The sequence below is a fragment of the Micromonospora sp. 067-2 genome (genome assembly GCF_046549295.1).
GTDB lineage: Bacteria > Actinomycetota > Actinomycetes > Mycobacteriales > Micromonosporaceae > Micromonospora.
In genome coordinates this window covers 239,208-264,615 of record NZ_JAJPWB010000007.1, presented here as the reverse complement: position 1 = coordinate 264,615, position 25,408 = coordinate 239,208, and the positions used below count along the sequence as shown (strand labels likewise).

Annotated in this window: 19 protein-coding genes and 2 pseudogenes; 13 read left to right on the top strand and 8 right to left on the bottom strand. The window is 69.7% G+C overall.

What is annotated here, in order from left to right; all coding sequences use genetic code 11:
- Nucleotides 1-10: 10 nt before the first annotated feature.
- The 5 genes from ACLJN9_RS18820 (at nt 11) to ACLJN9_RS18800 (ending at nt 7,176) form a co-directional block, all read left to right on the top strand.
- The gene (locus tag ACLJN9_RS18820) at nt 11-1,651 is read left to right on the top strand and encodes an RICIN domain-containing protein (protein ID WP_410812728.1); all 1,641 of its coding nucleotides are present in this window, start codon (nt 11-13) and stop codon (nt 1,649-1,651) included.
- Nucleotides 1,652-1,787: 136 nt separating this feature from the next.
- Nucleotides 1,788-3,296 carry a discoidin domain-containing protein gene (locus ACLJN9_RS18815; protein ID WP_410812727.1) on the top strand — a complete coding sequence of 503 codons (1,509 nt, stop codon included), beginning with the start codon at nt 1,788-1,790 and terminating at the stop codon, nt 3,294-3,296.
- Nucleotides 3,297-3,594: 298 nt separating this feature from the next.
- Nucleotides 3,595-4,611, top strand: a complete 1,017-nt coding sequence (locus ACLJN9_RS18810; RefSeq protein WP_410812726.1) for a sugar ABC transporter substrate-binding protein — start codon at nt 3,595-3,597, stop codon at nt 4,609-4,611.
- Entirely contained in the window at nt 4,608-6,146 is a 1,539-nt protein-coding gene (locus tag ACLJN9_RS18805; RefSeq protein WP_410812725.1) for a sugar ABC transporter ATP-binding protein, read from the top strand. Before ACLJN9_RS18810 ends, ACLJN9_RS18805 begins: the two co-directional genes overlap by 4 nt.
- A complete protein-coding gene (locus ACLJN9_RS18800; protein ID WP_410812724.1) occupies nt 6,139-7,176 on the top strand; it encodes an ABC transporter permease in 1,038 nt (345 codons plus the stop codon). The genes ACLJN9_RS18805 and ACLJN9_RS18800 overlap by 8 nt, the downstream gene beginning before the upstream one ends.
- Before the next feature lie 71 nt (nt 7,177-7,247).
- On the opposite strand, the gene ACLJN9_RS18795 is transcribed toward ACLJN9_RS18800, so the two are convergent.
- From ACLJN9_RS18795 to ACLJN9_RS18785, 3 genes are all read right to left on the bottom strand, one after another.
- The gene (locus tag ACLJN9_RS18795) at nt 7,248-8,678 is read right to left on the bottom strand and encodes an RICIN domain-containing protein (protein ID WP_410812723.1); all 1,431 of its coding nucleotides are present in this window, start codon (nt 8,676-8,678) and stop codon (nt 7,248-7,250) included.
- A gap of 14 nt (nt 8,679-8,692) precedes the next feature.
- A complete protein-coding gene (locus ACLJN9_RS18790) occupies nt 8,693-10,078 on the bottom strand; it encodes a family 43 glycosylhydrolase (RefSeq protein WP_410812722.1) in 1,386 nt (461 codons plus the stop codon).
- A gap of 183 nt (nt 10,079-10,261) precedes the next feature.
- Nucleotides 10,262-11,311, bottom strand: coding sequence for a CPBP family intramembrane glutamic endopeptidase (locus ACLJN9_RS18785; protein ID WP_410812721.1), 1,050 nt, complete (start codon nt 11,309-11,311; stop codon nt 10,262-10,264).
- A gap of 160 nt (nt 11,312-11,471) precedes the next feature.
- Here ACLJN9_RS18785 and ACLJN9_RS18780 point away from each other — a divergent pair, with 160 nt between their 5' ends.
- Together ACLJN9_RS18780 and ACLJN9_RS18775 are read left to right on the top strand one after the other, a co-directional pair.
- A complete protein-coding gene (locus ACLJN9_RS18780) occupies nt 11,472-12,170 on the top strand; it encodes a response regulator transcription factor (protein WP_410812720.1) in 699 nt (232 codons plus the stop codon).
- Nucleotides 12,167-13,249: an ATP-binding protein gene (locus ACLJN9_RS18775; protein WP_410812719.1), complete on the top strand. Its 1,083-nt coding sequence runs from the start codon at nt 12,167-12,169 to the stop codon at nt 13,247-13,249. The genes ACLJN9_RS18780 and ACLJN9_RS18775 overlap by 4 nt, the downstream gene beginning before the upstream one ends.
- A 56-nt stretch (nt 13,250-13,305) precedes the next feature.
- On the opposite strand, the gene ACLJN9_RS18770 is transcribed toward ACLJN9_RS18775, so the two are convergent.
- Together ACLJN9_RS18770 and ACLJN9_RS18765 are read right to left on the bottom strand one after the other, a co-directional pair.
- A complete protein-coding gene (locus ACLJN9_RS18770; RefSeq protein WP_410812718.1) occupies nt 13,306-13,539 on the bottom strand; it encodes a hypothetical protein in 234 nt (77 codons plus the stop codon).
- Nucleotides 13,540-13,749: 210 nt separating this feature from the next.
- A pseudogene (locus ACLJN9_RS18765) lies at nt 13,750-14,148 on the bottom strand (helix-turn-helix domain-containing protein); the annotation flags it as partial.
- A gap of 336 nt (nt 14,149-14,484) precedes the next feature.
- Here ACLJN9_RS18765 and ACLJN9_RS18760 point away from each other — a divergent pair.
- The 5 genes from ACLJN9_RS18760 (at nt 14,485) to ACLJN9_RS18740 (ending at nt 19,578) form a co-directional block, all read left to right on the top strand.
- On the top strand, nt 14,485-15,303 hold the full coding sequence (locus ACLJN9_RS18760; protein WP_410812717.1) for a basic amino acid ABC transporter substrate-binding protein: 819 nt from the start codon (nt 14,485-14,487) through the stop codon (nt 15,301-15,303).
- 79 nt (nt 15,304-15,382) lie between these two features.
- Nucleotides 15,383-16,177, top strand: a complete 795-nt coding sequence (locus tag ACLJN9_RS18755) for an amino acid ABC transporter permease (RefSeq protein WP_410812716.1) — start codon at nt 15,383-15,385, stop codon at nt 16,175-16,177.
- 5 nt (nt 16,178-16,182) lie between these two features.
- A complete protein-coding gene (locus ACLJN9_RS18750; RefSeq protein WP_410812715.1) occupies nt 16,183-17,022 on the top strand; it encodes an amino acid ABC transporter ATP-binding protein in 840 nt (279 codons plus the stop codon).
- A gap of 158 nt (nt 17,023-17,180) precedes the next feature.
- Nucleotides 17,181-18,557 (top strand): FAD-dependent oxidoreductase, encoded by a 1,377-nt coding sequence (locus tag ACLJN9_RS18745; protein WP_410812714.1) that lies wholly within the window; start codon nt 17,181-17,183, stop codon nt 18,555-18,557.
- Between the two features lie 373 nt (nt 18,558-18,930).
- Nucleotides 18,931-19,578, top strand: coding sequence for a hypothetical protein (locus ACLJN9_RS18740; RefSeq protein WP_410812713.1), 648 nt, complete (start codon nt 18,931-18,933; stop codon nt 19,576-19,578).
- A gap of 32 nt (nt 19,579-19,610) precedes the next feature.
- On the opposite strand, the pseudogene ACLJN9_RS18735 reads toward ACLJN9_RS18740, so the two are convergent.
- The 3 genes and pseudogenes from ACLJN9_RS18735 to ACLJN9_RS18725 form a co-directional block, all read right to left on the bottom strand.
- Nucleotides 19,611-20,090 (bottom strand): annotated as a pseudogene (locus ACLJN9_RS18735) (transposase); the annotation flags it as partial.
- A 111-nt stretch (nt 20,091-20,201) separates the two neighbouring features.
- Nucleotides 20,202-20,678 carry a heme-degrading domain-containing protein gene (locus ACLJN9_RS18730; protein ID WP_410812712.1) on the bottom strand — a complete coding sequence of 159 codons (477 nt, stop codon included), beginning with the start codon at nt 20,676-20,678 and terminating at the stop codon, nt 20,202-20,204.
- Nucleotides 20,679-20,734: 56 nt separating this feature from the next.
- Nucleotides 20,735-22,186 (bottom strand): SDR family NAD(P)-dependent oxidoreductase, encoded by a 1,452-nt coding sequence (locus tag ACLJN9_RS18725; protein ID WP_410812711.1) that lies wholly within the window; start codon nt 22,184-22,186, stop codon nt 20,735-20,737.
- Nucleotides 22,187-22,433: 247 nt separating this feature from the next.
- Here ACLJN9_RS18725 and ACLJN9_RS18720 point away from each other — a divergent pair, with 247 nt between their 5' ends.
- Nucleotides 22,434-25,319, top strand: a complete 2,886-nt coding sequence (locus ACLJN9_RS18720; RefSeq protein WP_410812710.1) for a glycosyl hydrolase — start codon at nt 22,434-22,436, stop codon at nt 25,317-25,319.
- Nucleotides 25,320-25,408: the final 89 nt, after the last annotated feature.

Below are 25,408 nucleotides of genomic sequence, written 5' to 3'. Positions count from 1 at the left end.
CCGGCGGTGGGTGTCTCCGGCACGCCTGCTCAGCGCGGTGTTGCTCACTGCCGTCGCCGGCACCGTGGCCGGTGCGTACCCCGCCGCCGCGGCGACCGCCCCCTCGGACGGCGCCACCTTCACCGTCACCAGCGTCAACAGCGGGAAACTTCTCGACGTCGTCGGCTCCTCCACCGCCGACGGCGCCCAGGTGATCCAGTACGCGGCCAGGGGGCAGGCCAACCAGCGCTGGACCACCCGGGTCGCCGCGGGTGGCGCGTACACCGTGGTCAACGCGCACAGCGGCAAGTGCCTGGCGGTCAGCGGCGCCTCGACCGCCGCGGGCGCCGCGGTGGTCCAGTCGACCTGCGTCGCCGGGGCCACCGAGCAGAGGTGGTCGGTGGCCACCACCGGCGGCGGCATCTCCACCGTCCGCTCCGTGCGCAGCAACCTCTGCCTGGACGTTCCCGCCCGATCACGCGCGGACGGCGCGCTCGTCGAGCAGTGGACGTGCAACGGCGGCACGAACCAGCAGTGGCGGTTCGACACGTATCCCGGCACCGGGACGCGGGTCGGGGCGTGGAGCACCGGCCTGAGCCCGGGCGGGATCGGCTTCGACAACCAGACGGTGCGCCAGATCGTGCACGTCTCGGCCGGCGGCTCGGCACCGCAGCTGCGGGTGTCCAACCTCTTCGGAAGTGGCACCCTGTCGATCGGCCACGTCGACGTCGCCGTGCAGGCCAGCGGTGGCACGGCGGTGACCGGCTCGCACCGCGCCGTCACCTTCGGCGGATCGGGGTCGCTGAGCCTGCCCACCGGCCAGGAGCGGGTCAGCGACTCGATCAACCTGACCGTCGACGCCGACCGGAACCTTCTGGTCAGCATCCACCTGTCCACCTCCATCACCTCGACCAGCTGGCACTCGGGCGCGACCGGCACCACGTGGGTCTCCACCGCCGGCGACCACGCCGCCGAGGACGGCACCGGCAACTATCCGACCACGAACACGTCGTGGTTCCTGCTCGCCGGGCTGACGGTGGTCAGCCCCACCGCCGGCAGCACGCTGGTGGCCTTCGGCGACTCGATCACCGACGGCTACGGCTCCACCAACAACACCAACCGGCGCTACCCGGACCACCTGGCCCGGCGCCTGGTCGCGGCCTCCGGCGGCCCCCGGCTCGGCGTGGTCAACGTCGGCATCGGCGGCAACCGCGTGCTCACCGACGCCGGCACCGTCTACGGCTACAGCGCCCTGCACCGCTTCTCCCGCGACGCGCTCGGCCAGCCCGGTGTGTCGCAGGTGCTGCTGCTGGAGGGGGTCAACGACATCCGGGGCTCCACGGTGACCGCGCAGCAGATCATCAGCGCGTACCAGACGCTGATCGCCCAGGCCCACGGTGCCGGCGTCGCCATCCACGGGGGCACCATCCTGGCGTTCAACGGGTCCAGCGGCTGGACCACCACCCAGGAGAACGTCCGGACGAGCATCAACGCGTGGATCCGGACCAGCGGCGCGTTCGACTCGGTGGTGGACTTCGACGCCGCGCTGCGCGACCCGGCGTCGCCGACCCGGCTGCTGCCCGCGTACGACCGGGGTGACCACCTGCACCCCAACGACGCGGGGTACGCGGCCATGGCCAACGCGGTCGACCTGAGCCGGCTGCGGTACTGAGCCGGCACACGCCGTGGCCCCTGACCGGAAACGGTCGGGGGCCGCGGCGCCAATACATCAGATGTTCTGGTTGACCCGGTCGTCACGGGTCGGTTACGTTGTGGACACATCGACACTCGTCAGCCTGGGGGCGCAGATGAAGCAGACGACCCATCCGTCCCGGGCTGGCGTGTTGGCGACGCTGACCGCCCTGCTGGCCGGCCTGCTGGTCGCGCTGGGTGCCGGCCCGGCCGCGGCGGCCACCGACCTGGCTCTGGGCCGTCCGGCCAGCACCGACTCGACGCAGGCCGGACATCCGGCCGCGGCCGGCGCCGACGGGAACGCCGGCACCCGGTGGTGCGCCGCGGACGGTCGCACCGGGCACTGGTGGCAGGTCGACCTGGGCGCCACCACCGACCTCACGGGCAGCCGGGTGGTCTGGGAGTTCGCCCGGGCGTACCAGTACCGGGTGCAGGCCTCCACCGACGGCACGAACTGGACGGTGGTGGCCGACCGGTCCACCGGCACCGCCACCGCACAGACCCGCGACGACGCCTTCACCGCCCGCGGCCGGTACGTGCGGATCACCGTGACCGGGCTGCCCCAGAGCACCTGGGCGAGCCTGTCCAGCTTCTCGGTCTTCGGCACCCAACCACCCGCCACCGGGGGCCCGGAGCCGGATCCGGCGCTGCTCGCCAGGTGCGCCGGCACCGCGCCGATCACCTGCCACTACGACCTGGCACCCGGCAACTACGACGTCACCCTGGTGCTCGGCGACGCCAACCGGGCGGGCAGCACCACCGTGCACGCCGAGGCGCGGCGTAACCTGCTGGGGCCGGTGAGCACGGCGGCCGGCCAGCTGTCCCGGCAGACGCTCACCGTGAACGTCCGCCAACCCGAGGGCCAGCCCACCGGGCAGGGCGGCACCGGCACGCCCGGCCTGGACCTGGTGCTCGGTGGCAGCGCGCCACGGCTCAGCGGCATCGGCATCGCCCCGGCCGCGAGCGGCACCCGACGGCTCTTCCTCGCCGGCGACTCCACGGTCTGCGACCAGCCCACCACGCCGTACACGGGGTGGGGCCAGCAACTGCCGCAGTACTACCGGGCCGGGCTGGCGGTGGCCAACTACGCCGACTCGGGGGAGAGCTCCGGCTCGTTCCTGAACGTCGGGTCGCTCTTCCCGACGATGGCCCCGCTGATCCGCTCCGGCGACCACGTGCTGATCCAGTTCGGACACAACGACAAGACCACCACCGAGGTGGCGTTCCGGCAGAACCTCACCGACCTGGTCAGCGGGGTACGCGCCCGCGGTGGCGTCCCCGTGTTGGTCACGCCGCCGGTCCGTCGGCTGTTCACCTCCGACGGCTCGTTGAGCAGCACGGCACTGCACGTCAACTCCGTGGGTGTGAACCTGCCGGCGGTGACCCGACAGTTGGCCAGCGCGCAGGGGGTGCCGCTGATCGACCTGACCGCCCGAAGCGCCACCCTGGTACGGGCGCTCGGCCCGACGGCCTCCCAGCAACTCTTCCTGACCCAGGCCACCGACGGGGTCACCGACAACACGCACTTCTCCTCCTACGGCGCGCAGGAGATGGCGAAGCTGGTCCGGCAGGGGATCCGCGACCTGGGCCTGCCGTTGCTGGCCGACGAGCGGTCAGGTGCCTGATCCGATGGGTGCCGTGGTGGTCGAGACCGCTCGGTAACCTGCCGGAAAAGAAATACTGGACAGCTCTGTGATATGCGTCTATAAAGACATCAGATGTTTGATCCAGTTCTGATGATCCTCCCGGCTTCGTTTGTCGCACCGGTCCGGAACGTGCAGCGATCGACGTACGCCCACGACGCGCCACGTCGGACACCGACCAGTCCACCCCGGGTCCCTACCGGGGGGCCTCGGCATGCCTCCACCGAGGTCGGTGGCGGTGCCGACCCTCCCGCAACCAGTCGAACGCGATAGGAGAACGGTGAGCATCACGAGATCTCTCCGCGCAGGCGCAGCCGTCCTGCTGGCCCTGGGCCTCGGCACGCCCCTGGTCGGGGTCGACTTCCCCCGCTCGGACACCGACTTCTGGAACTCCTACATCAAGTACGTGCCCACCTACGGCAAGGAGCTGGGAGTCGAGCTGAAGACCAGCAACTCGCAGAACGACATCGCCAACCTGATCTCCAACACCCAGACCTTCATCAGTCAGAACGTCAAGGGCGTGGTGATGGCGCCGCAGGACACCGCAGCCATCGCGCCGTCCCTGCAACAGCTCGCCGACAAGAAGATCCCGGTGGTCACCATCGACACCCGTCCGGACAACGGCCAGGTGGCCATGGTGGTCCGCGCCGACAACCGCGCCTACGGCACCAAGGCCTGCCAGTTCCTCGGGGAGAAGTTGGGCGGCAAAGGCAAGGTCATCATGTTCCAGGGTGGCCTCGACTCGATCAACGGCCGGGACCGCACCGAGTCGTTCAACGAGTGCATGAAGCAGAACTACCCGACCATCACCGTGTTCGGTGAGGCGACCGAGTGGAAGGGCGACCTGGCCGCGTCGAAGTTCCAGACCCGACTCGCGTCCGACCCGGACATCAAGGGCGTCTACATGCAGTCGTCGTTCGCCCTTGCCGGGACCCTCCAGGTCCTCCGCCAGCGCAACCTGCTGGTGCCGCCGACCGATCCGAAGCACGTCTTCGTGGTCTCCAACGACGGCATCCCGGAGGAGCTGAAGGACATCAAGGACGGCCACATCGACGCCACGGTCAGCCAGCCCGCCGACCTGTTCGCCAAGTACGGCCTCTACTACGTGAAGGCGGCCATCGAGGGTAAGACCTTCCAGCCCGGCCCGACCGACCACGGCAGCACCATCATCCAGGTCCGGGAGGGACTGCTGGAGGATCAGCTCGCGGCGCCGCTGGTCACCCTGGACGGCGCCCCGATCGCCGGTCAGCCGACGCTGAGGTACGACGACAAGACCCTCTGGGGCAACTCCCTATGAGTCACCCGGCACCACTCCTCGACGACGGTGCGGCCCGGCCGCCCGTCGTCGAGGCCGTCGACGTCAGCAAACGGTACGGCTCGACTGTCGCGCTGGACGCCGCCGGCATCCTGATCCGACCGGGGGAGACCCACGCGCTGGTCGGGCGCAACGGCGCCGGCAAGTCCACGCTGGTCAGCATCCTCACCGGCCTCCAGGCGCCGGACGGCGGCGCGGTCGGCTTCGGCGGCCGACCGGCGCCCCCGCTCGGCGACCGGGACGCCTGGCGCAGGTTGGTCGCCTGCGTCTACCAGAAGTCCACCATCATCCCCACCCTGACCGTCGCGGAGAACCTCTTCCTCAACCGGCACTCCACCGGCCCGGGTCGCCTGATCAGTTGGCGGCGGGTCCGCGTCCAGGCCGAGGAACTGCTGCGAGAGTGGTCGGTGGAGGCGGACGTGGACCAACCCGCCGGCACGCTCACCGTCGCGCAGCGGCAGTTCGTCGAGATCGCCCGGGCGCTGTCCTTCGGTGCCCGTTTCATCATCCTCGACGAGCCGACCGCGCAGCTCGACGGCACCGGGATCGAGCGGCTCTTCACCCGGATCCGGGATCTGCAACGGCAGGGCGTGACGTTCCTGTTCATCAGCCACCACCTGCAGGAGATCTACGCGATCTGCGACACCGTCACGGTGTTCCGCGACGCCCGGCACATCCTCAGCGCGCCGGTCGCCGAGGTCGCCGCGCCCGAGCTGGTTGCCGCCATGACCGGCGAGGACGTCGACCTCGCTCCGGACGCCGGCCGGCCGCCGGTCCCGGCCGACGCGCCCACCGTGCTGACGGTCGACGACCTCGCCACCGCGTCCGGCGCCCGCGCATCGTTCCAGGTCCGGGTCGGCGAGGTGGTCGGGCTGGCCGGCGGCGGCGGCAGCGGCACGGTGGAGCTGGCCGAAACGATCGTCGGCCTGCGCAGACCGTCCGCCGGCACGGTCACTCTCGCCGGTCGGCGGCTGCGACCGGGCAGTGTGCCCGACGCGCTCGCCGCCGGCATCGGCCTGGTGCCGCAGGATCGGCACCGGGAAGGGCTGGTGCCGGAGCTGTCGGTGGCCGAGAACATCACCATGACCGTCCGGGACCGGCTGCGCCGGCACGGGCTGGTCACCCCCCGCCGCCGCGACGCGTTCGCGGAGAAGCTGATCGACTCGCTCGCGGTGAAGACCACCGGACCACGCCAGCCGGTCTCCGGGCTCTCGGGGGGAAACCAGCAGAAGGTGGTGATGGGCCGCGCCCTGGCCAGCGATCCCCGGGTGCTGGTGCTCATCACGCCGACCGCAGGGGTCGACGTGCGTTCCAAACAGACACTGCTCGGTGTGGTGGACGAGGTCCGCGCCGAGGGCACCGCCGTCCTGGTCGTCTCCGACGAGCTGGACGACCTGCGCGGTTGTGACCGGGTCCTGGTCATGGTGCAGGGCAGCGTCGTCCGGGAGATGCCCCGGGGCTGGCGTGACAACGACCTCGTGGCCGCCATGGAAGGGGTCGACGCAGACCATGTCTGACACGCTGTCCAAGCGGGCCGTACCGGCACCGGCCGGGCCCGTCGCAGCCGCCCGGTCACGGATGCCCGCGCTGGCCCGGCTGCGGGACCTGGTGCTGGTGCCGGCGATCGTGGTGATCGCCATCGTCGGCCAGATCGTCAACCCGGTCTTTCTGCAGAGCGACAAGTTGATCAACATCCTGCAGAGCATGTCGGCGATCGCCATCCTGGTGCTCGCCGAGACACTGGTGCTCATCGCCGGCAAGATGGATCTCTCCCTGGAGTCCACCTTCGGCCTGGCGCCGGGCATCGCCGCCTGGCTGGTGGTCGACCCGGCGCTCACCCGGGGCCTCGGCGTGGACCTGCTCGCCGGCGGCTGGGCGGTGCCGATCACGTTGCTCGTCGGGGCGCTGATCGGCGCGTTCAACGGTCTGCTGATCGTCCGGTACGGCCTCAACGGCTTCGTTGTCACCCTCGGCATGCTGATCGTGCTACGCGGTCTGCTCACCGGCGTCTCCGGTGGCAAGACGTTCTTCGCCCTGCCCGAGTCGATGACCTACCTGGGCAGCGATTCGTGGCTCGGGGTGCCGGTGTCGATCTGGCTGTGCCTGGCGGCGTTCGCGGTGGCGATCGTGGTGCTGGGCTTCACGTCACCGGGCCGGGCACTCTATGCGATCGGTGGCAACGTCGACGCGGCTCGGGCCGCGGGTATCCGCACCGATCGGATTCTCTGGCTGACCCTGGTCATTGCCAGCATGCTGGCCGCGCTGGCCGGGCTCATGCAGGCCGGCCGTCTCGCGTCGATTCCCAGTGGCCAGGGTGACGGCGCGATCTTCCAGGTCTTCGCGGCGGCGGTGATCGGCGGGGTGAGCCTCAACGGCGGCAAGGGCAGCATGTTCGGCGCGTTCACCGGTGTGCTGCTGCTCTTCATGATCGTCAACGTGCTCACCCTGGCCGGCGTGCCGGCCCAGTGGACGAATTTCCTCAACGGCGCGGTCATCCTCATCGCCCTCGTGCTGTCCCGCATCACCGGAGGCAAGGCCCAGGAGTGACCGGTTGCCGGCCATGAGGCGGGGTACGACCCGGCCGGATGCGAGCCCGGCCGGGTCGTACGGGAGCGCGATCAGCTGGTGGGCCAGCCGTCGGAGCCCCACGTGATCGTGCCGAAGCCGAGCACCGATCCACCGCTGTTCGGGTAGTAGTGGTAGCTGTAGTAGTCCCGTCCACCCTCGCTGAGGATGCCGATGTGCCCGGGGCCGTGCCGGGTGCTGGTGGAGGAGATGAACTTCGCGCTGCGCTCGGTGTAGGGGCCGGTCACCGAGGTCGAGCGGGCCACGTGCACGACGTAGGTGCTCGACGCGCCACTGCAGCAGCCGCCGGTGTTCCAGAACAGGTAGTAGTAGCCGCTGTGGTACTGCACGTACGCGGCCTCGCACCCGCAGCTCTGCACGGTGCGGACCTGGTTGTCGGACCGCAGACCGGTGTTCTTGTTCAGCGCGACGATGTTCAGGGCGGTCTCCCGGGTCGAGCCGTACCCGGAGCCGAAGGCCATCCACATGTTTCCTGCGGCGTCGAAGAACGGCGCCGGGTCGATGGCGTTGTACGTGTTGGCGGTCGGCGTCTTGGCGATGACCACGCCACGGTCGGTCCAGCGGTAGTTCGACGACGACGGGTTGAGCGTCGGGCTGGTGGCCAGGCCGATCGCCGAACGGCTGCCATCGTCCCAGTTCGCCACCGAGTAGTAGAGGAAGAACAGCCCGGCGTTGGGGTTCCAGATCACGTCGGGCGCCCACACGTCGTGCCCGTCGTTGGACGGCACCGCGTTGCGCACCGAGGCCGGGATTCCGTTCGGGAACACCGCCGGCGTCCGCTGCCAGGTGCTGCCGTTCGTGGTGTACCAACCGGGCAGGTTTCCGCCGGTGGAGTAGAAGTAGTGCGCCCCGCCCTCGCTGACGAGCCGGGAGGGGTCGTGGGTGCCCAGGTTCCCGGGGATCGTCGGGGGCGTGCCGCCGCCTCCGCCGCCGCCGCTGCCGACCTTGACGAGTTGCCACTGTTGGTTGGTGGCGCCGGTGTTGGTCCATTGGATGACGTTGGCGCCGTCGGTCTTGGAGCCGGCTTCGACGTCGAGGGCTTTGCCGCTGCGGCGGTTGAGGATGCTGACGTAGCCGGAGGTGGTGTCGGTGACGGACCATTGTTGGTTGGTGGCGTTGGTGTCGGTCCATTGGACGACGTCGCCGCCGTCGGCGGTGCTGCCGGCGTTGACGTCGGCGACCTTGCCGGAGTGGCGGGCCTTGAGTCGGTACCAGCCGCTGCCGGAGGAGACGAACTGCCATTGTTGGTTGGTGGCGGTGCTGGGGGCCCACTGGACGACGTCGGCGCCGTCGGCGGTGGATCCTTCGTAGACGTCGAGGGCTTTGCCGGTGCCGCGGTTGACGAGTTGGTACCACGCCGACGTGTCGATCGTGGCGGCACTGGCCGGCACTGGCGCGACGACGGTGAGGCCGCTGGCGACAGCCAGTGCGACGGCCGGATACAGCAGGTGTCGGGTTCTCATGAGCCTTCTTCCGTTCAACGGGTGGGGTGGACGGTGTTGATGGAACCGTTGGCGGCGAACGTCATCCGGTCGATGCACACCTCGCGGTGGGTGCCGTCGCCGCCTGGGATGTGGAACCGGTGGTACGCGAGGTACCACTCGTCACGCCCCGGAACCTGGACCACCGAGCTGTGCCCGGTGCCGAGAATTCCGGCAGAGGTGTCCTTCGACAGCACGGGGTTGCCGGCCGCCTTCGTGAACGGACCGAGCGGTGAACTGCCGGTGGCGTAGCTGACCCGGTAGTTCTCGCTGCGCGTGTCGTCCTCGGAGTACATGAGGTAGTAGGTGCCGTTGCGTTTGAACACGTTCGACGCCTCTCGGTAGCCACCTGGCGTGATCCGCGTCGGTGCCGTCGCGAGGGCGGTCATGCTGCTGGCCAAACGGGCCACCTCGGCCCTGCCGGAGCCGAAGTACAGATAGGCGGTGCCGTCGTCGTCGACGAACACGTCGGGGTCGATCTCCTGCTCGCCGTACTGGTTCGTGCGCACGAGCGGAGCGCCGAGCGCGTCGGTGAACGGGCCGGCGGGCGAGCTCGCCCGGGCGACGCCGATCTGCTGGCAGGCGCTGAAGTAGAACCAGTAGGTGCCGCCGCGGTAGACGATGGTCGGCGCCCAGGCCTTGGCGTGGCACCAGTTGACCTTCGCGAGGTCCAGCACGACGCCGTGGTCCGTCCACGTCACGAGGTCGGATGAGGAGAACGCACGGAACGTCGTGCCACTCCAGTCGGCGTAGCCGTCGCTCGTCGGATAGATCCAGTAGCGTCCGGCCAGGTACTCGATCTGCGGGTCGGCGAAGTACCCGGGCAGCACCGGGTTGCGTGGTGTGCCCGGTGAACCGCCGCTGCCGACCTTGACGAGTTGCCACTGTTGGTTGGTGGCGCCGGTGTTGGTCCATTGGATGACGTTGGCGCCGTCGGTCTTGGAGCCGGCTTCGACGTCGAGGGCTTTGCCGCTGCGGCGGTTGAGGATGCTGACGTAGCCGGAGGTGGTGTCGGTGACGGACCATTGTTGGTTGGTGGCGTTGGTGTCGGTCCATTGGACGACGTCGCCGCCGTCGGCGGTGCTGCCGGCGTTGACGTCGGCGACCTTGCCGGAGTGGCGGGCCTTGAGTCGGTACCAGCCGCTGCCGGAGGAGACGAACTGCCATTGTTGGTTGGTGGCGGTGCTGGGGGCCCACTGGACGACGTCGGCGCCGTCGGCGGTGGATCCTTCGTAGACGTCGAGGGCTTTGCCGGTGCCGCGGTTGACGAGTTGGTACCACGCCGACGTGTCGATCGTGGCGGCACTGGCCGGCACTGGCGCGACGACGGTGAAGCCGGCGGCGACGGCCACCGTCAGAGCGACAAGCCCAGGACGTTTCATCAGATCTTCCAATCCGGATCGGGTCCACGATGTCGGGTGAGCGCGGTCGGGTGTTTCGTGAATGTTACCGCTAACATCACGCCCGTCAATACGCAGTCACCTGCGCTGGAGCGTCTGTCTCGATCGAAGAGGGTCGCTTTGCTCAGGCTTCGGGCCGCGCTGGCAGCATCACCACGTCATGTGCTAGACATCTGATCTATCGACCTGTTTCCCTCGAAGGGTCGAGGCGTGGCGTCTACCTGGCGTCCGTCGCACTGTGGCCGACGGCGTCGGCGTGACCGTGGACGGCAGGCCCAGCCGACCCCGGCTGGCGAGGGTCACCGCGACGGCGCCGATCGCGAGCGGCACCAGCAGGTTGATCTCACTGATCAGGTAGGCCGACAGGCTGTCACCGAAGACGAATCCGCCGAGCCGGACCGAGTCGTTGGACAGGCCGTGCATGGCGACCGCGAGGATCGTCGCGCCGCCGATGCGGTTGAAGAACCAGGTCATGAGGACGGTGAGGGCCACGAACTTCGCGGTGAGCACCGCGACGATCGACAGCGCCCCCGGACCGTATCCGACGAGGTCGAACTTGACCGGCAGATGCCAGGCGGTCCACATCAGCCCGAGCACGATCGAGCCGAGCAGCGGCCCGTACCGGGTTTGCAACAGGGGCAGCGCGAAACCCCGCCACCCGTTCTCCTCGAACACCGCGCCGCCGTCGAGGAACATCGCGATCACCAGGCCTATCAGGAGCGGCCACAGGAGCGGACGGACGTTCCACACGAATCCCTCGTCGCGGGCGGTCATCGCGTTGAGCCCGGCGGTGGCGAGGTTCATCGCGCAGAACACCGCGACCATCTGCAGCCAGATGCGCAGGCCCCGCCGCCAGCCGGTGGCGGGCGACCAGAACCGCCACCGTCGAGCCACCTGCCGTAGGTGGTGCCGTCCGGCGAGCAGGCCGACCATCAGCACCGCGATGTCGGGTGCCGCCACCTGGATCAGTGACAGCACCACCCCCGCCATCGCCCGATGATCGTTCAGGACCAGTCGGAACGCGGTGACGAGGTCGGTGTTGAAGTCCGTTCCGGTGGCGGTGAGCGCCGCGTCCACGCCCTCCTGGGCGCCGCTGAGCAGGAATACCGGAATGACCACCAGTTCGATCGCCACGGCGATCAACCAGAACCACAGCACCGGGCGGTCCGCGATCCGCGCCCGCAACCCGCCAACCCGCAGGCCATCTCCGCGCATGACTTCTCCTTCGTCGCGCCGTCGATCGAGCGGCTGGAACGCTAGGCCAGTCGCTGTCAGGAGCCGTCCACGCCAGATGGAGAGTCCGCGCAGGTCCCTTCACCGGATCTTGACGTCATCCGGGGCGGATCCAGGTGGACGGGCCCTATGCTCGGTGGACATGTCCGACGTGCGGCGACTGCTGGTGGTGGAGGACGAGCCCGACGTGCGCGAGGTGCTCGTCGCCTATCTGCGTCGGGACGGCCACGCGGTCATCGCCACCGGCGACGGCGCCCACGCCTGGCAGTTGTTTACCGCCGAGCGCCCCGACCTGGTGCTGCTGGATGTCCGGTTGCCGCAGGTCGACGGGTTTGAACTGCTCCGCCGTATCCGCGAGCGGGGCGACGTGCCGGTGATCATGGTGACGGCGCGGGACGAGGACATCGACACGGTGCTCGGCCTGCGGATGGGCGCGGACGACTATGTGGTGAAACCGTTCAACCCGGCCGAGGTCGCCGCCCGGGTCGCGGCGGTGCTGCGCCGCGCCAACCGGTCGACCGTCGCGCCAGGCCGGATCGCCCTCGGCCGGCTCACCGTGGACCTCGTCGGTACGCAGGCCCTCGTGGACGGGCGTCCGGTGCCACTGACCGCCAGCGAGTATCGCCTGCTGGTGGTGCTGGCCACACATCCGCGTCAGACGATGACCCGGTCCCAGTTGCGTGTTGCGGCGTTGCCGGGATCCGCCGCGCTGGACCGGGTCGTGGACGCCCATCTGACGAACCTACGACGCAAACTGACCGATGCCGGCGTGCCCGCGGATCTGATCGGGACCGCCCGCGGGCTCGGTTACCGGCTCACCCCACCGGACCCGGCGCGGTGAGGAGCGTCCGTGTCCGCCTGACACTGGCCTTCGCCGCGGTCGCTGTGATCACCGCGGCGGCGGCGCTGAATCTTGCCCTCGTGTACTTCGAACGCCGACTGGCGGGACTGCCGCCGGAGGTGGCCTCCCAGGTCCAGGGCCGACTGGCTGTCGCCGGTGGCGACTTCGACGGCTTCCGGGAACTGTCGGCGGTGGTGGCGGTCAGCCTTGCCGTGGGTCTGCTCAGCGCCGTTGTGCTGGCCCGTTGGATCAGCCGGCCGCTGCGGGCGCTGAGCAGCGCCGCCGGCCGCCTGGCCGATGGCGACCTCGCCGCCCGAGCGCAGGCACGGGCGGGACGCGACGAGATCGGCCAGCTGGTGTCCGATTTCAACAGCATGGCCGCCACGCTGCAGACCCTCGAGGAGGAGCGGCGGACGAGCAGCGCCCTCATCGCCCACGAACTGCGGACACCGCTGAGCGCACTGACCGCCCGCCTGCAGGGGCTCCGGGACGGCGTACTGGTCTGGGGCCCGGCCGAATCGGACCGACTGCTGCGCCACACCACCATCCTTCGCCGGCTGGTGGAGGACCTCCGCACGCTCAGCCTGGCCGAAGCCGGCCGGCTGCGGTTGGATCGCCGTGACACGGACCTGCGTGGCCCGGTGAGCGACGCGGTCGCGGCGCACCAACCCCTCGCCGACCTCCGCACCGTACGCCTGATCCTGCGACCCGTGCCGTCGCAACCACTCCTGGCGCGAGTCGACGCCGATCGCCTCGGCCAGGTGCTGGGGAACCTCCTCGACAACGCCACCCGGCACACACCGGTGCACGGTGCCGTGACCGCGAGCGCCCATGCCGAGACACGCGAGATCGTGATCCTCGTGGACGACGAGGGACCCGGCATCCCACCGAGCCAGCGCGAACGTGTCTTCGACCGCTTCACGCAGCTAGATGCGGTGGGGGGCGCCGGAAGCGGCCTCGGGCTCACCGTGGTGCGTGCGTTGGTGACCGCCGAGGGCGGCAGTGTGACGATCGGGAGCGCGCCGAGCGGCGGTACGCGAATCGCGGTCAGGCTTCCGCGGCTGGATCAGCCTCGCTGACTCGGTGGAAGCGGGATGAGGATCATGCCTCAGCGCCGGCGCGCGTGTCGACGCCCTCAGCGGGACGCCGCCACCGGCCGGGTGGCTGCGGTGCTCCCATCGGACGGCGGCGACGCGTACCTGGTCGCGGCGCCGATGGCGCCATCCTGGACGAGGGGGCTCTCGATGTCGGCGTGGTCGCCGACCGTTCGCCGCTTGGCCCTCGCCACGGCCGCCGCGGCCGCTGCCGCGGTCAACACCATCGCCGCGGCCTGCCACAGCTGCCGTCTCCTGTTCGGCCGACGCTTCATGCCGAATGCCCCTCACTGTCATGGTGACCCGTGGCTCCATGGTCGGGAACCGGGACGGGGGCGAGGGGACAATCGGCCGGATTGACACGATCGTGGGCCACCCGACGGTGGTCATCGGCCGACCTGTCGCCGCGACCCTCTCACCGTCGGCAGCCCGGGCGCAGTGTCACGGTGATCGGCCGTGACCTGCGGCCCGGTCGAGGCGACAGGGACGTCCCGTCGGGCGAGGTGGCGCAGGAGGCCCCGGATGTGGTGCTTGTCCGCGGGCGAGACCGTGTCGTCGAGCAGCCGTTGGCGGATGGCGCTCAGGTCCGCGTCGACCTCCGCGAGTGCCCGGGGGTCGGGCGTGGTGGCAGCGTTCGGCATCGCGAGCGGTCGGATCGCGGCCCCGAGGGGTAGTTCCAGCGTGGCGCACAGGCTGCGCACCTTTGCCAGCTCAGGGTAGTGCTGCCAGTCGCCGGCGAGCCAGCGAAACAGCGTCGAGCGGCTGACGCCGGTCTGTTGCGCGATGTCGCCGATGCTCCAACCGCGTTCCTCGCGGGCGTCGGTGACCGCTTGGCGGACGAACCGCGCGAAGGCCACCTGCGGCGTCGGTGGAGTCGTGGCCATCCTCAGACGTGTCTTTCCTGGGTCCGGTGGTGCCTCGATGTGCGGCGCTCGATGGTCGGATCCGGTCAGCGATCCCAGGCTTCCGGCTGTGTGACGGTGTCCGACACGATCGTCTCCCAGCTTCCGCCGTCGCACCGTGTCGGCCGGCAGGAATGCCTTACTCCTTTGAGCTGGGTCAGCTACTCAACTGCTGGGCTGATTCCGTTTTCTGATTGGCTGCTCAGGGGATATCGGACTCACCGGCCGTCGTCAGATCAGGTACCGTCGCCTGTCACACCGTCTTCGCACCAATCTGGCTGCCCGTCGCAGGGCGAATCGAACCGGAGGGACACAGCCGTGAGGTTCCATAGCGCAGTCCGCAGGGCCGGCGTCGTCGTGGCGATCGCCGCTCTGGCGGCGAGTGCGGGATGTGCCAAGAAGGACGACAGCGAGGTCCAGGCGAGCGGGGTCAAGCTGGTCCAGGCGGGCAAGCTGACGGTCTGCACACATCTGCCGTACCCGCCCTTCCAGTCGAAGGACGCCAGCGGCAAGGTCACCGGGTTCGACGTCGAGGTCATGGACCTGGTCGCCAAGGAGCTCGGTGTCGAGCAGACCATCGTCGACACGCCGTTCGAGGGCATCAAGTCTGGTCAGGATCTCAACACCGGCAAGTGCGATGCCGCCGCCGCCGGCATGACGATCACTGCGGAACGGCAGAAGGTGGTGAACTTCTCCGACCCGTACTTCGACGCGACCCAGGCCATGTTGATCAAGACCGGCAAGCCGTACAAGGCTCTCGACGACCTCAAGGGCAAGAAGCTCGGCGTCCAGGCGGCCACCACGGGCCGTGACTACGCCCGGAAGTTCGAGCAGGAGAAGGGTCTGCAGCTCGTCGAGTTCGAGGATCTCGCCGCCCTGCAGCAGGCCCTCGCCAACGGTCAGGTCGAGGCCGCCATCAACGACCTGCCGGTGTGGACCGAGTACCTGAAGAAGAACCCGGGTGGGTTCGAGGTTGCCGCCGAGTTCAACACCGGCGAGCAGTACGGGTTCCCGGTGAAGAAGGACAGCAACCCGGAGCTCCTCAAGAAGATCAATGAGGTGCTGGCCAAGGCCAAGCAGGACGGCTCGTACGACGCCATCTACGAGAAGTGGATCGGCAAGCGGCCCAGCGCGTGATCGAAGCTCACCACCGGAGGGCGCGCGGCTCGCGCGCCCTCCTCGTGGGTAACCCCCGGAACGGCAAGGAGCGACGACGGTGAAGCTGCGGCGCCGCCAGCGAGAGCGGCTGTCTCTCTGGCTCCAGTACCTGGCCTTCGTAGCCGTTATCGCCACGGTGCTCTTCGCCGCGGACTGGGGCAGGCTGAAGGACGCGTTCTTCCGCGTCGACATCATCGAGTCGATGTTCCCGACGATCATCACCGTCGCGCTGCGCAACACGGTCCTCTACACGCTGGGTGCCTTCGCCTTCGGCCTCCTGTTCGGCACGATCCTCGCGTTGATGCGGCTGTCCCGCGTGGCGCCGTACCGCTGGGTGGCGACGGCGTACATCGAGCTCTTCCGGGGTCTGCCCGCGCTGCTGGTGCTCTTCCTCGTCGGATACGGCATTCCGATCGCCTTCCCGGAGCGGGAGATTCCCGGCGGGGTGTTCGGTTCGATCGCGATCGGCCTCGGGTTGACCGCCGCCGCGTACATGGCCGAGACCATCCGGGCCGGCATCCAGGCCGTGCCCAAGGGGCAGATGGAGGCGGCGCGCACACTCGGCATGTCGCACGTCACCGCCCTGCGCACGATCGTCATTCCGCAGGCGTTCCGGATCGTGATCCCGCCGCTGACCAACGAACTCATCCTGCTCACCAAGGACTCGTCGCTGGCGTACGTGCTGGGCGTGACGGCCCAGACCATCGAGATCACCAAGTTCGGTCGGGACATGCTGAACGACCGGGTGAACGCCACTCCGCTTCTGGTGGCCGGCCTCGCCTACCTGATCATCACCCTGCCCCTGTCCCAGGTGGTACGACGCCTCGAACTCCGATACGCCAAGGCTCGGTGACCCGCATGACGACCCCGCCGCTCCGACCCGCCGTCGAGATCCGCGACCTGCACAAGTCGTTCGGGTCGCTCGAGGTGCTCAAGGGCATCGACTTCGAGGTCGGTCAGGGCGAGGTGGTGTGCGTCGTCGGGCCGTCCGGGTCCGGCAAGTCGACGCTGCTGCGGTGCGTCAACCTGCTGGAGGAGCCGACCGCCGGCAATATCTGGGTGAACGGGGTCGAGATGACCGACCCGGATGTCGAGATCGACGCGGTGCGCCGCGGCATCGGAATGGTCTTCCAGTCGTTCAACCTCTTTCCGCACCTGACCGTGCTGAACAACCTCACCATCGCCCAGCGTCGGGTGCTCAGACGCGGCAGAGCCGAGGCTGAGCGGATCGCACGGGACAACCTGGAGCGTGTCGGCCTGACCGACAAGGCCGACGTGTTTCCTGCGCAGCTCTCCGGCGGGCAGCAGCAGCGGGCGGCGATCGCCCGATCGCTGTCGATGGCTCCCACGCTGATGCTCTTCGACGAGCCGACCTCCGCGCTCGACCCCGAACTGGTCGGCGACGTGCTCACCGTGATGCGCACGTTGGCCGAGGACGGCATGACGATGATGGTGGTCACCCACGAGATGGCCTTCGCCCGCGACGTCGCCGACCGGGTCGTGTTCATGGACGGCGGCGTCGTGGTCGAGCAGGGGCCGCCGCAGGAGGTGCTCGGCTCGCCGCGGCACGAACGGACCCGCTCGTTCCTCTCCCGGGTCCTCGACCCGACGCACGTCGCGAAGCTCGGCCAGCCCGGCGAGTCTCCCGAGCCGCCGGGGCCGCCCCGACTGTCAACCGACGACCGCCACGAGCTCTGAGGTGCTCCCCGAGGGATCTGCCCTCCACCCGGGCAGCCGTTGGCGCCTGTGCAACGATCGACGGGCATCCGGTCACACGGCCGTCCACCGGCCTGCCGGCGCACCAGTCACCGGCAGGCACGGCAGTGCGTGCCGCACCTCGTACCCCTTGGAGCACGATGTCCCTCTCCCCGATCCGGGTCCTCGCCATGCTGAACGCTGCGCGACCGGCCAGGCAGACGCTTCCGAGCCTGGGCAAGGCCGTCGTGCTCGGTGGCAGTGTCGCCGGCATGCTCGCCGCGCGGGCTCTGTCCGACCACGCGGAGAGCGTGGTCATCATCGACCGGGACGATCTGCAGACGACCGGCGGGCGACCCGGCGTACCACAGGGGACGCAACTACACGCCCTGCTGCCCGGCGGCTTCCTCCAGCTTGAGCGCCTGTTTCCGGGATTCCGCGAGCAGGCGGTGGCCCGGGGGGCGATCGAGGCCCCGCCGGAGGCGAGGCGGAACTACCTCGACGGACGCCGGAAGGTTGTCGTGCCCGACGACGCCGACAGCCTGGCGGGCAGCCGACCGCTGTTGGAGGGCCTGATCCGCGAGCGGGTCCTACGACTGCCCAACGTCAAGGCGGTCACCGCTCGCGCCACCGGTCTGGTGTTCGGCGGTGCCGAGGTCACCGGGGTCCGGTACGACGTCGCCGGTGTGCCCGGCGTGGAGAGCGGCGATTTCGTGGTGGATGCCATGGGGCGTTCCAGCAGGCTCTCGGACTGGCTGGAGCAGGACGGCTGGGATCGGCCGGTGACACGACGGATGGCCGTGCACCTGAACTACGCGACCGCCCTGTTCCGCCGCCCCGAGGCGAATCCCGCCTCGACGGTCGTCCTGGCGCTGCACAGCCCGAAGATGTCGTCGGATGTGGCCGGCGCGGCGTTCTTCGCGATCGAGGGTGGCCGGTGGATGGCCATGATGGCCGGTTACGGGGACCACCGCCCGGGGCGTACCGCGGAGGATTTCGTGCGCCGCCTGCGCGACCAGTTCCCGCCGGAGTTCGGCGAGGTCGCCGGGAACGAGATGCTCGGCGACGTCCAGACCTACCACCATGCCGACAGCCGGCGGCGGGACTACCACGCGGTGCGGCGGCTGCCGGCCCGGCTCGTCAGCGTCGGCGACGCCGTCGCCTCGTTCAACCCGGTGTACGGGCAGGGCATCACGGCGGCGGCCCTGCACGCGGCGTGCCTGTCGAACTACCTCGGGTCGAATCCGGATCTGAGTGCTCCCGCACGCCGGCACCTCGCCCTGCAGAAGGTGGTGGTCGACGCGGCCTGGTCGTTGTCGACCTCCGCCGACCTGGCCCTGCCGCACGTCGACGGGCCCTACCCGCGCGGGCACCGGATCTCCAGCTGGGCCAGCGGTCAGATCGTCGCGGCGACGGTCACGGACGTGACCATCGCGCGACGGTTCAACGAGGTCGTCTCCCTGCGGGAACACCCACGTTCGCTGGCCACACCGGGCGTGATACTCGGCGCCTTGCGGGCCAACCGCCGGGCGCGCTGATCACCACCCGGGCGGCGACAGCCCGAGCGGCGACAGCCCGAGCGGACGCGGCGACGGTGGCCGTCGACTAAGGCGTGTTTCAGAAGTCGTGGGTGGCCGGTGAAGGTCACGGCGTGGCGGTGACCTGGCTGACGGTCCAGGGCAAATCGGCCGTGATCCGGAGTGGTCATGGTGGTGGTGTCCGAGGCGGAGCCACGTGGTGCATTGACGCGCTGGACCTGAAGGCGGATTCCCCGGCCACGTTGTGGGAATTCACGATTGGCCTGAACAGGCGTCGGTCTACCGTGCCTCAGTGACCAGCCCTCCGGACGCGGCGCGCATGCGCCTCCGCTTACGCGTTCACCACGTGTCCCGTAGCGCCCAGCTACGGCGGGTGATCACGATGGCGGCTCCACTTCGCAACACCCACATCACCAATGTGCTGTGGCAGCACACCGGCGCTCTTATCAGCTCCCGCGCGGATCTACTTCGCCTCGGGGCGCTGTTCCGGCTGGCGGCGGTCAGCCCACACAGCGCGGTGTTTCTGCCGTTGCGAATGAACGAACCCAGCGATACCGCCGCGTCCTGGCGTGACAGCCAGGGATTGGCCGACCTTCTCATCGTGCGCCGCGATATGCCGCTACGACCGTCGGCCTGGCCGACGATCCGTGCGACGCTACGCCGTGGCCCCGGAGCCCCCGCGACAATGTCGACACCGGCTCCGCGCCCGCCGGCCGGCCGGACATACAACCCGGCGCTGCAGGCACTGTTCGTCGCCGAACATGCCCACACGCTGGTGATGTCAGGCACCTCCACCGCCCTGCACGAGGCCGGTGACGAGCTGACGTGGTGTGGCAACGAGGTCGCCACCAACGAGGCCATTCACCGATATGGGGGCCCCACCGGGCTCAGCCAGTTCAACGGACCGGACCGCCGCTCCGGACGACGCGACGGTAGCTGGGAATGCATGGTCCTCGCCGAGGACCCAATCTTCCACCGGTCTCGCTGGCTGCGAATCATGTCCGAACCAGCTGCCGCCTAATACTGCAACTAAGGCGTTTTTCATAAGCCCCGTCAGAGCCATTCGCAGATGATGGTGATGGTCAGGACGGCCTGGAACCGGACGGCCAACTTGTCGTAGCGGGTGGCCACGCCGCGGTGGCGCTTGAGCCTGTTGATGCCGTTCTCGACGGCATGCCGCCTCCGGTAGAGGTCTCGGTCGAACGTGGGCGGGCGTCCGCCGCGGCTGCCCTTGGCCTTGCGGTGGGTGTCCTGATCCTTCTTGCGCGGGATGCACGCCTTGATGCCACGCTTACGCAGGTAGGCGCGGTTGCCGCGGCTGGTGTAGGCCTTGTGGGCGCGGCTGGTCATCGAGTCCAGGCTGACTGTCCAGATGATCCGGCCCTCGGCATTGCCGGCAGCCTGCGACGCAGACAAGATCTTCTCCCAGGTTCCATCGCGCTGCCAGCGACGGAATAGGCCGTAGAGCGTCTGCCAGGGTCCGTACTCGGCCGGGACGTCACGCCAGGGCGACCCGATACGGCCACGAGGTCTCCGGTATGAAGTTCTTGCTTGGTCGCAGAACCAGATACCGGAGACCTCTTCAGTTGTCGATCACCGCCACGCCGGGACCTTCACCGGCCACCACGACTTCTAGAACACGCCTTAGCGCGGGAGCTTGCGCAGGATGTCGACGACGAAGCGGTGGTCATCCAGTTGCGGCAGACCGGAGACACCGACCCAGCCCACCACGCCGGTGCCGCGCACGCGCAGCGGCACCGCGCCTCCGGCGGCCGCGTACCGTGCCGCCGGCAGGCCGTACTTCTCCGTGAGCGTGGTCTGCTTGTCGTGGCACAACCGGGCCATGTACAGCGACGAGTGCTCGAACCGGGTCACGACGCGTCCCTTCCGGCGCAGCCACCCGTCGTTGTCCAGCGTGGAACCGGGCAGGCCGCAGTGGAACAGTTGGCGCCCGGCCCGCCACACACCCACCGCGACCGGGAGCCGCTGTGCGCTCGCGGCGCTGACGGCCAGCATCCCCAACTCGTACGCGTCGGTCTCGGACAGGCCCGGCAGCTCCAGCTCGAACTCCTCGCGCTGCAGCTCGTCCAGTGTCGGCCAGAGGTCGTGGTCGGATGGCATGGGTGCCTCCTCGTCGAGTGGGCGAATGATCCGGTGTGTGGCGGGTGGAACGCTGGTCACCACGCGCAGGGTGCGTAGTCCTTGAGGAAACACCCGTAGAGGTCCTCGCCCTGCTCGCCGCGGACGATCGGGTCGTACACCCGGGCCGCGCCGTCGACCAGGTCCAGGGGGGCGTGGAAGCCCTCGTCCGCCAGCCGCATCTTCGTCGGGTGGGGCCGCTCGTCGGTGATCCAGCCGGTGTCGACGCTGGTCATCAGGATGCCGTCGGTCAGCATCTCCTGCGCGCTGGTCCGGGTCAGCATGTTCAGTGCGGCCTTGGCCATGTTGGTGTGCGGGTGCCCCGGCCCCTTGTAGCCGCGGCCGAACTGGCCCTCCATGGCCGACACGTTCACCACGTACTTGCGGCGGGCCTTCGCGGCGGCCATCGCCGGTCGCAGCCGGCTGACCAGCACGAACGGCGCGGTCACGTTGCACAGCTGCACCTCGAGCAACTCGACCGGGTCGACCTCGTGCACCCGCTGGACCCAGCTGTTGACCGAGTCGAGATCCGGCACCAGGCCGCCCGCGTCGATGGCCGTGGACGCCGCGATCCGTTCCGGCGACGCGGAGCCGCTGGTCAACGCGAGCGCGGTGAGCGCGTGCGGGGTGAGCGCGGTCGACTGTGGCCCGGCGGTCAGGCTGCCCGCCGGGGCGCCCGGCTTGGCGAACGTGATCAGCTCGGGCAGCGGGCCGTCCGGCAGGGCCGCGGCCTCGGCGGCGGCGAGCTGCGCGTACGCCCCGGGTGTGCGCCGGACCGTCTGCGCCGCGTTGTTGATCAGGATGTCGAGTGGCCCCTGATCGCCGACCGAGTCGGCGAGGGCGATGACCTGGGCGGGGTCGCGCAGGTCGATTCCGACGATCCGCAGACGGTGCAGCCAGTCACCGCTGTCCGGCATCGCGGCGAACCGGCGGACCGCGTCGTGCGGGAACCGCGTGGTCACCGTCGTGTGCGCGCCGTCGCGCAGCAGCCGCAGCGCGATGTACATGCCGATCTTCGCCCGCCCGCCGGTGAGCAGGGCGCGGCGGCCGGTCAGGTCGGTACGCGCGTCCCGGCGTTCCCGGTTGAGCGCGGCGCAGGACGGGCAGAGCTGGTGGTAGAAGGCATCCACCTCGCGGTATCGCTGCTTGCAGACGTAGCAGCCGCGCGGGTTGTGCAGCAGACCGGCCGTGGCACCCGCGGTGGCGGAGGCGAGCGGAATGCCCTGGGTCTCGTCGTCGATGCGGCCGGGGGCGCCGGTGGCGGTGGCCGCCGTCACCGCGCGGTCGGCCGACGCGATGGCGTCCCGCCGCTCCTCGCGTCGCCGCTGCTTGATCACCTTGTAGAGCTTCGCGGTGGCCCGCTGCACCGCCACCACGTCCGGGTGATCGGCCGGCAGGGCCTCCAACGCCGCAAAGACACTGAGACAGGTCTCCAGCCGGCTCCGGTCGATGCCGATCTGACCGTTATCGGTAACTTCGTCCACTGTCATGCGTCTGTGTCTCGTCCCGTTCCCTGAGCCGGTTCCGGCCGGCGCACCCCAAGTCCGACCAGGAACTGTACGCGACAGACCGAATCGCGACATCAGCGCGGAACTCCGTGGAAACATTGACGATGGTCTCGGTGTTCGATTACCGTGCGGGCTGAGAGAGCGCTCTCTCAGCCCCTCTTTCCCCCCATTCCGAGGCAAGAGCGTGGGAGGCCGGTCAGCCGGCGTTCCGACGCGCGATGGAGGCACCATGAAACCTCCCGTCCCACACCGCCGATGGGCCCTGGCCGCCACCACCGCCCTGGCGCTGGTCGTCAGCGGCCTCGCGATCGCCGTCACCCGCCCGGCCGAGGCAGCCCCCGTCGGCGCCGGCAGCTACACCACCACCCCGGTCGGCCCGCTCCCCACCGGCTGCGGCGCGATGTCCAGCAACCCCCGGCAGTTCGCCACCGCCAACGCGCCAGCCGGCGCCGTCCCCACCAACGACTGGTGGTCCTCGCTGCTCTGGAAGCGCACCGACTGCGCCTTCAGCGAGCCCCTGCACGCGCATCCGATCTCGTACGACACCTTCACCGACGGCCTCGGCTTCTCGGCCAACTCCACGCCCGCCATCAGCGGCACCGCGACCGGCGTCGGGGAGTACCACTATCCGTACGTCCAGGACATCCGGGTCGGCGTCGCCGGGCTCGCCGCGCCCCAGGTCAAGGTGGACGGCTGGACCGACTGGACGGTCAGCCCGCACTGGAGCGACGGAACGCGGACCATGCGCGCCACCATCGGCCACGGCCTGCCCTTCGCCTACCTCCAGACCAGCGGCGGAGACGCGGTGATCAGCACCTCCGGCACCGCCGAGGTCTGGTCCAACAGCGGCTCCACCGTCGGCTTCCGGGTCAACGGCCACGACTACGTCGGGTACGCCCCCAGTGGTGCCAGCTGGACCGTCGGCACCGGCCGGATCTCCTCCACCCTGGCCGGTCGGGGCTACCTCTCGGTGGCCCTCCTGCCGCCGACGGCGAACACCACCGAGCGCGCCGAGCTGGCCGCGACCTACGGCCGGTACGCGCACGCGCACGTCACCGGCACCCGGGTCTCGTACGCCTACGACCCGGCGACCAGCGGCCTGACCACCACGTACGCCTTCACCACCACCGCCCGGGAGGGCACCGCCACGCAGACCGTGGTGAGCCTCTACCCCCACCAGTGGAAGTCACTGGCCGGCTCCACCGCGATCGCCGCGACCTACCCGTCGGCGCGCGGCCGGATGAAGGTGCTCACCGGCGTCAACCAGTTCCGTACCGCCATGAAGTTCCAGGGCGTCCTGCCGGAACTACCTGCCGTCGGCGACGGCAGCGGTGCCGACCTGGCGACGCTCACCGGCCACCTGGCCGCCGCCCGCGCGAACCCGTTGGACCAGCGCGGCGCCGACACGTACTGGACGGGCAAGGGGCTCGGCCGGGCCGCCCGCCTCGCCGAGGTGGCCGACCTGGTCAATGACACCGCGACGCGCGACAGCGCGTTGAACGCGATCCGTAGCACGCTCACCGACTGGTTCACGGCCTCCAGCGGCAAGACCGGGAGGGTTTTCTACTACGACGGCAACTGGGGCACGCTGATCGGCTACCCGGCGTCGTACGGCTCCGACCAGGAACTCAACGACCACCACTTCCACTACGGCTACTTCATCGCCGCCGCCGCGACGTTGGCCAAGTACGACCCCGGGTGGGCGGCCACGAGCCGTTACGGCGGCATGGTCGACCTGCTGATCCGGGACGCCAACAACTACCGCCGCGACGACACCCGCTTTCCCTACCTGCGCGACTTCGACATCTACGCCGGCCACGACTGGGCCTCGGGGCACGGCTCGTTCGGCTCCGGCAACAACCAGGAGTCGTCGTCCGAGGGGATGAACTTCGCCAACGCCCTGATCCAGTGGGGTCAGGTCACCGGCGACACCGCCGTCCGGGACGCCGGGATCTTTCTCTACACCACGCAGGCTGCGGCGATCCAGGAGTACTGGTTCGACTCGAGCGACCAGAACTTCCCCGCCGCCTTCGGGCACTCGACGGTCGGCATGGTGTGGGGTGACGGTGGGGCGTACGCCACCTGGTTCAGCGCCGATCCGGAGATGATCCAGGGCATCAACCTGCTGCCGGTCACCGGCGGTCACCTCTACCTGGGCAACAACCCGGCGTACGTACGGACCAACTACGCCGAACTGGTGCGCAACAACGGCGGCCAACCGACGGTGTGGCAGGACATCCTCTGGCAGTTCCAGGCCCTCGGTGACGGCAACGCGGCACTCGCGAACCTCCGGGCCAACCCGGGCTACACGCCGGAGGAGGGGGAGAGTCGGGCGCACACCTTCCACTGGATCCGTAACCTCGCGGCGCTGGGCACCGTCGACACGACGGTGACCGCCAACCACCCGCTGGCGGCGGTCTTCACCCGCAACGGCGCGCGCACGTACGTGGCGTCGAACCCGACCGCGACGGCGGTCACGGTGACGTTCTCCAACGGCACCACACTCGCCGTCGGCGCCGGAAAGACTGCCACCACGGGTGCGTACACCTGGAGTGGTGGCAACGCGTCCGGCGGCGTACCCCCGGGGAACCCGCCGCCCACCGACCCGCCGCCCACCGACCCACCGCCGACGGATCCGCCGCCGACCCCCGGCACTCCCACGCGGTACCTGCTGCCCGGTGGCGGGCTGGGCGCCGCCGGCGGCGCGGCCACGACCACGGTCGCGGCGGCCAACGGAAACCACGACGGTACGCCGACAAACGCGCAGGTCTTCACCGCTACCGGTCTCAACCTCGCCTACTCCGGCGGGCAGACCGCGTTCGACCTGTTCGTGGACGCTGGCGCGGCGGTCGGTAACGGCGTGCAGGTGCGGGTCTCCTACGACCTGACCGGTAACGGCAGCTTCGAGAGGGTGGAGACCTGGCGTTACTTCGCCACCGATCCCGTTGCGGGCTACGAGCACTACACCCAGAACGCCGGCCTTGCCTCGGCCACCGGCACGCTGGGGGCGCTGAGCAACGGCACCGTTCGGGTCGAGGTCTGGTCGGCGATCGGCAACAACCCGAGCACCCTGGGCATCGGCAACCAGTCGGTGTTGCGGCTCCCGTACTCCTGAGCCCCGCCCACGCCGCCGCAGGTTCCGGCCTGCGGCGGCGTGGCTCCGACGAATGGGCCACGCCCCCTCGGGTACGCGAGCGGAACCGG

Coding starts and splice junctions, on each gene's coding strand:
- ACLJN9_RS18795 (WP_410812723.1), bottom strand. CDS start 8,678: ATGAGAACCCGACACCTGCTGTATCCGGCCGTCGCACTGGCTGTCGCC.
- ACLJN9_RS18780 (WP_410812720.1), top strand. CDS start 11,472: ATGTCCGACGTGCGGCGACTGCTGGTGGTGGAGGACGAGCCCGACGTG.
- ACLJN9_RS18725 (WP_410812711.1), bottom strand. CDS start 22,186: ATGACAGTGGACGAAGTTACCGATAACGGTCAGATCGGCATCGACCGG.
- ACLJN9_RS18785 (WP_410812721.1), bottom strand. CDS start 11,311: ATGCGCGGAGATGGCCTGCGGGTTGGCGGGTTGCGGGCGCGGATCGCG.
- ACLJN9_RS18730 (WP_410812712.1), bottom strand. CDS start 20,678: ATGCCATCCGACCACGACCTCTGGCCGACACTGGACGAGCTGCAGCGC.
- ACLJN9_RS18745 (WP_410812714.1), top strand. CDS start 17,181: ATGTCCCTCTCCCCGATCCGGGTCCTCGCCATGCTGAACGCTGCGCGA.
- ACLJN9_RS18750 (WP_410812715.1), top strand. CDS start 16,183: ATGACGACCCCGCCGCTCCGACCCGCCGTCGAGATCCGCGACCTGCAC.
- ACLJN9_RS18805 (WP_410812725.1), top strand. CDS start 4,608: ATGAGTCACCCGGCACCACTCCTCGACGACGGTGCGGCCCGGCCGCCC.
- ACLJN9_RS18720 (WP_410812710.1), top strand. CDS start 22,434: ATGAAACCTCCCGTCCCACACCGCCGATGGGCCCTGGCCGCCACCACC.
- ACLJN9_RS18800 (WP_410812724.1), top strand. CDS start 6,139: ATGTCTGACACGCTGTCCAAGCGGGCCGTACCGGCACCGGCCGGGCCC.
- ACLJN9_RS18790 (WP_410812722.1), bottom strand. CDS start 10,078: ATGAAACGTCCTGGGCTTGTCGCTCTGACGGTGGCCGTCGCCGCCGGC.
- ACLJN9_RS18770 (WP_410812718.1), bottom strand. CDS start 13,539: ATGAAGCGTCGGCCGAACAGGAGACGGCAGCTGTGGCAGGCCGCGGCG.
- ACLJN9_RS18815 (WP_410812727.1), top strand. CDS start 1,788: ATGAAGCAGACGACCCATCCGTCCCGGGCTGGCGTGTTGGCGACGCTG.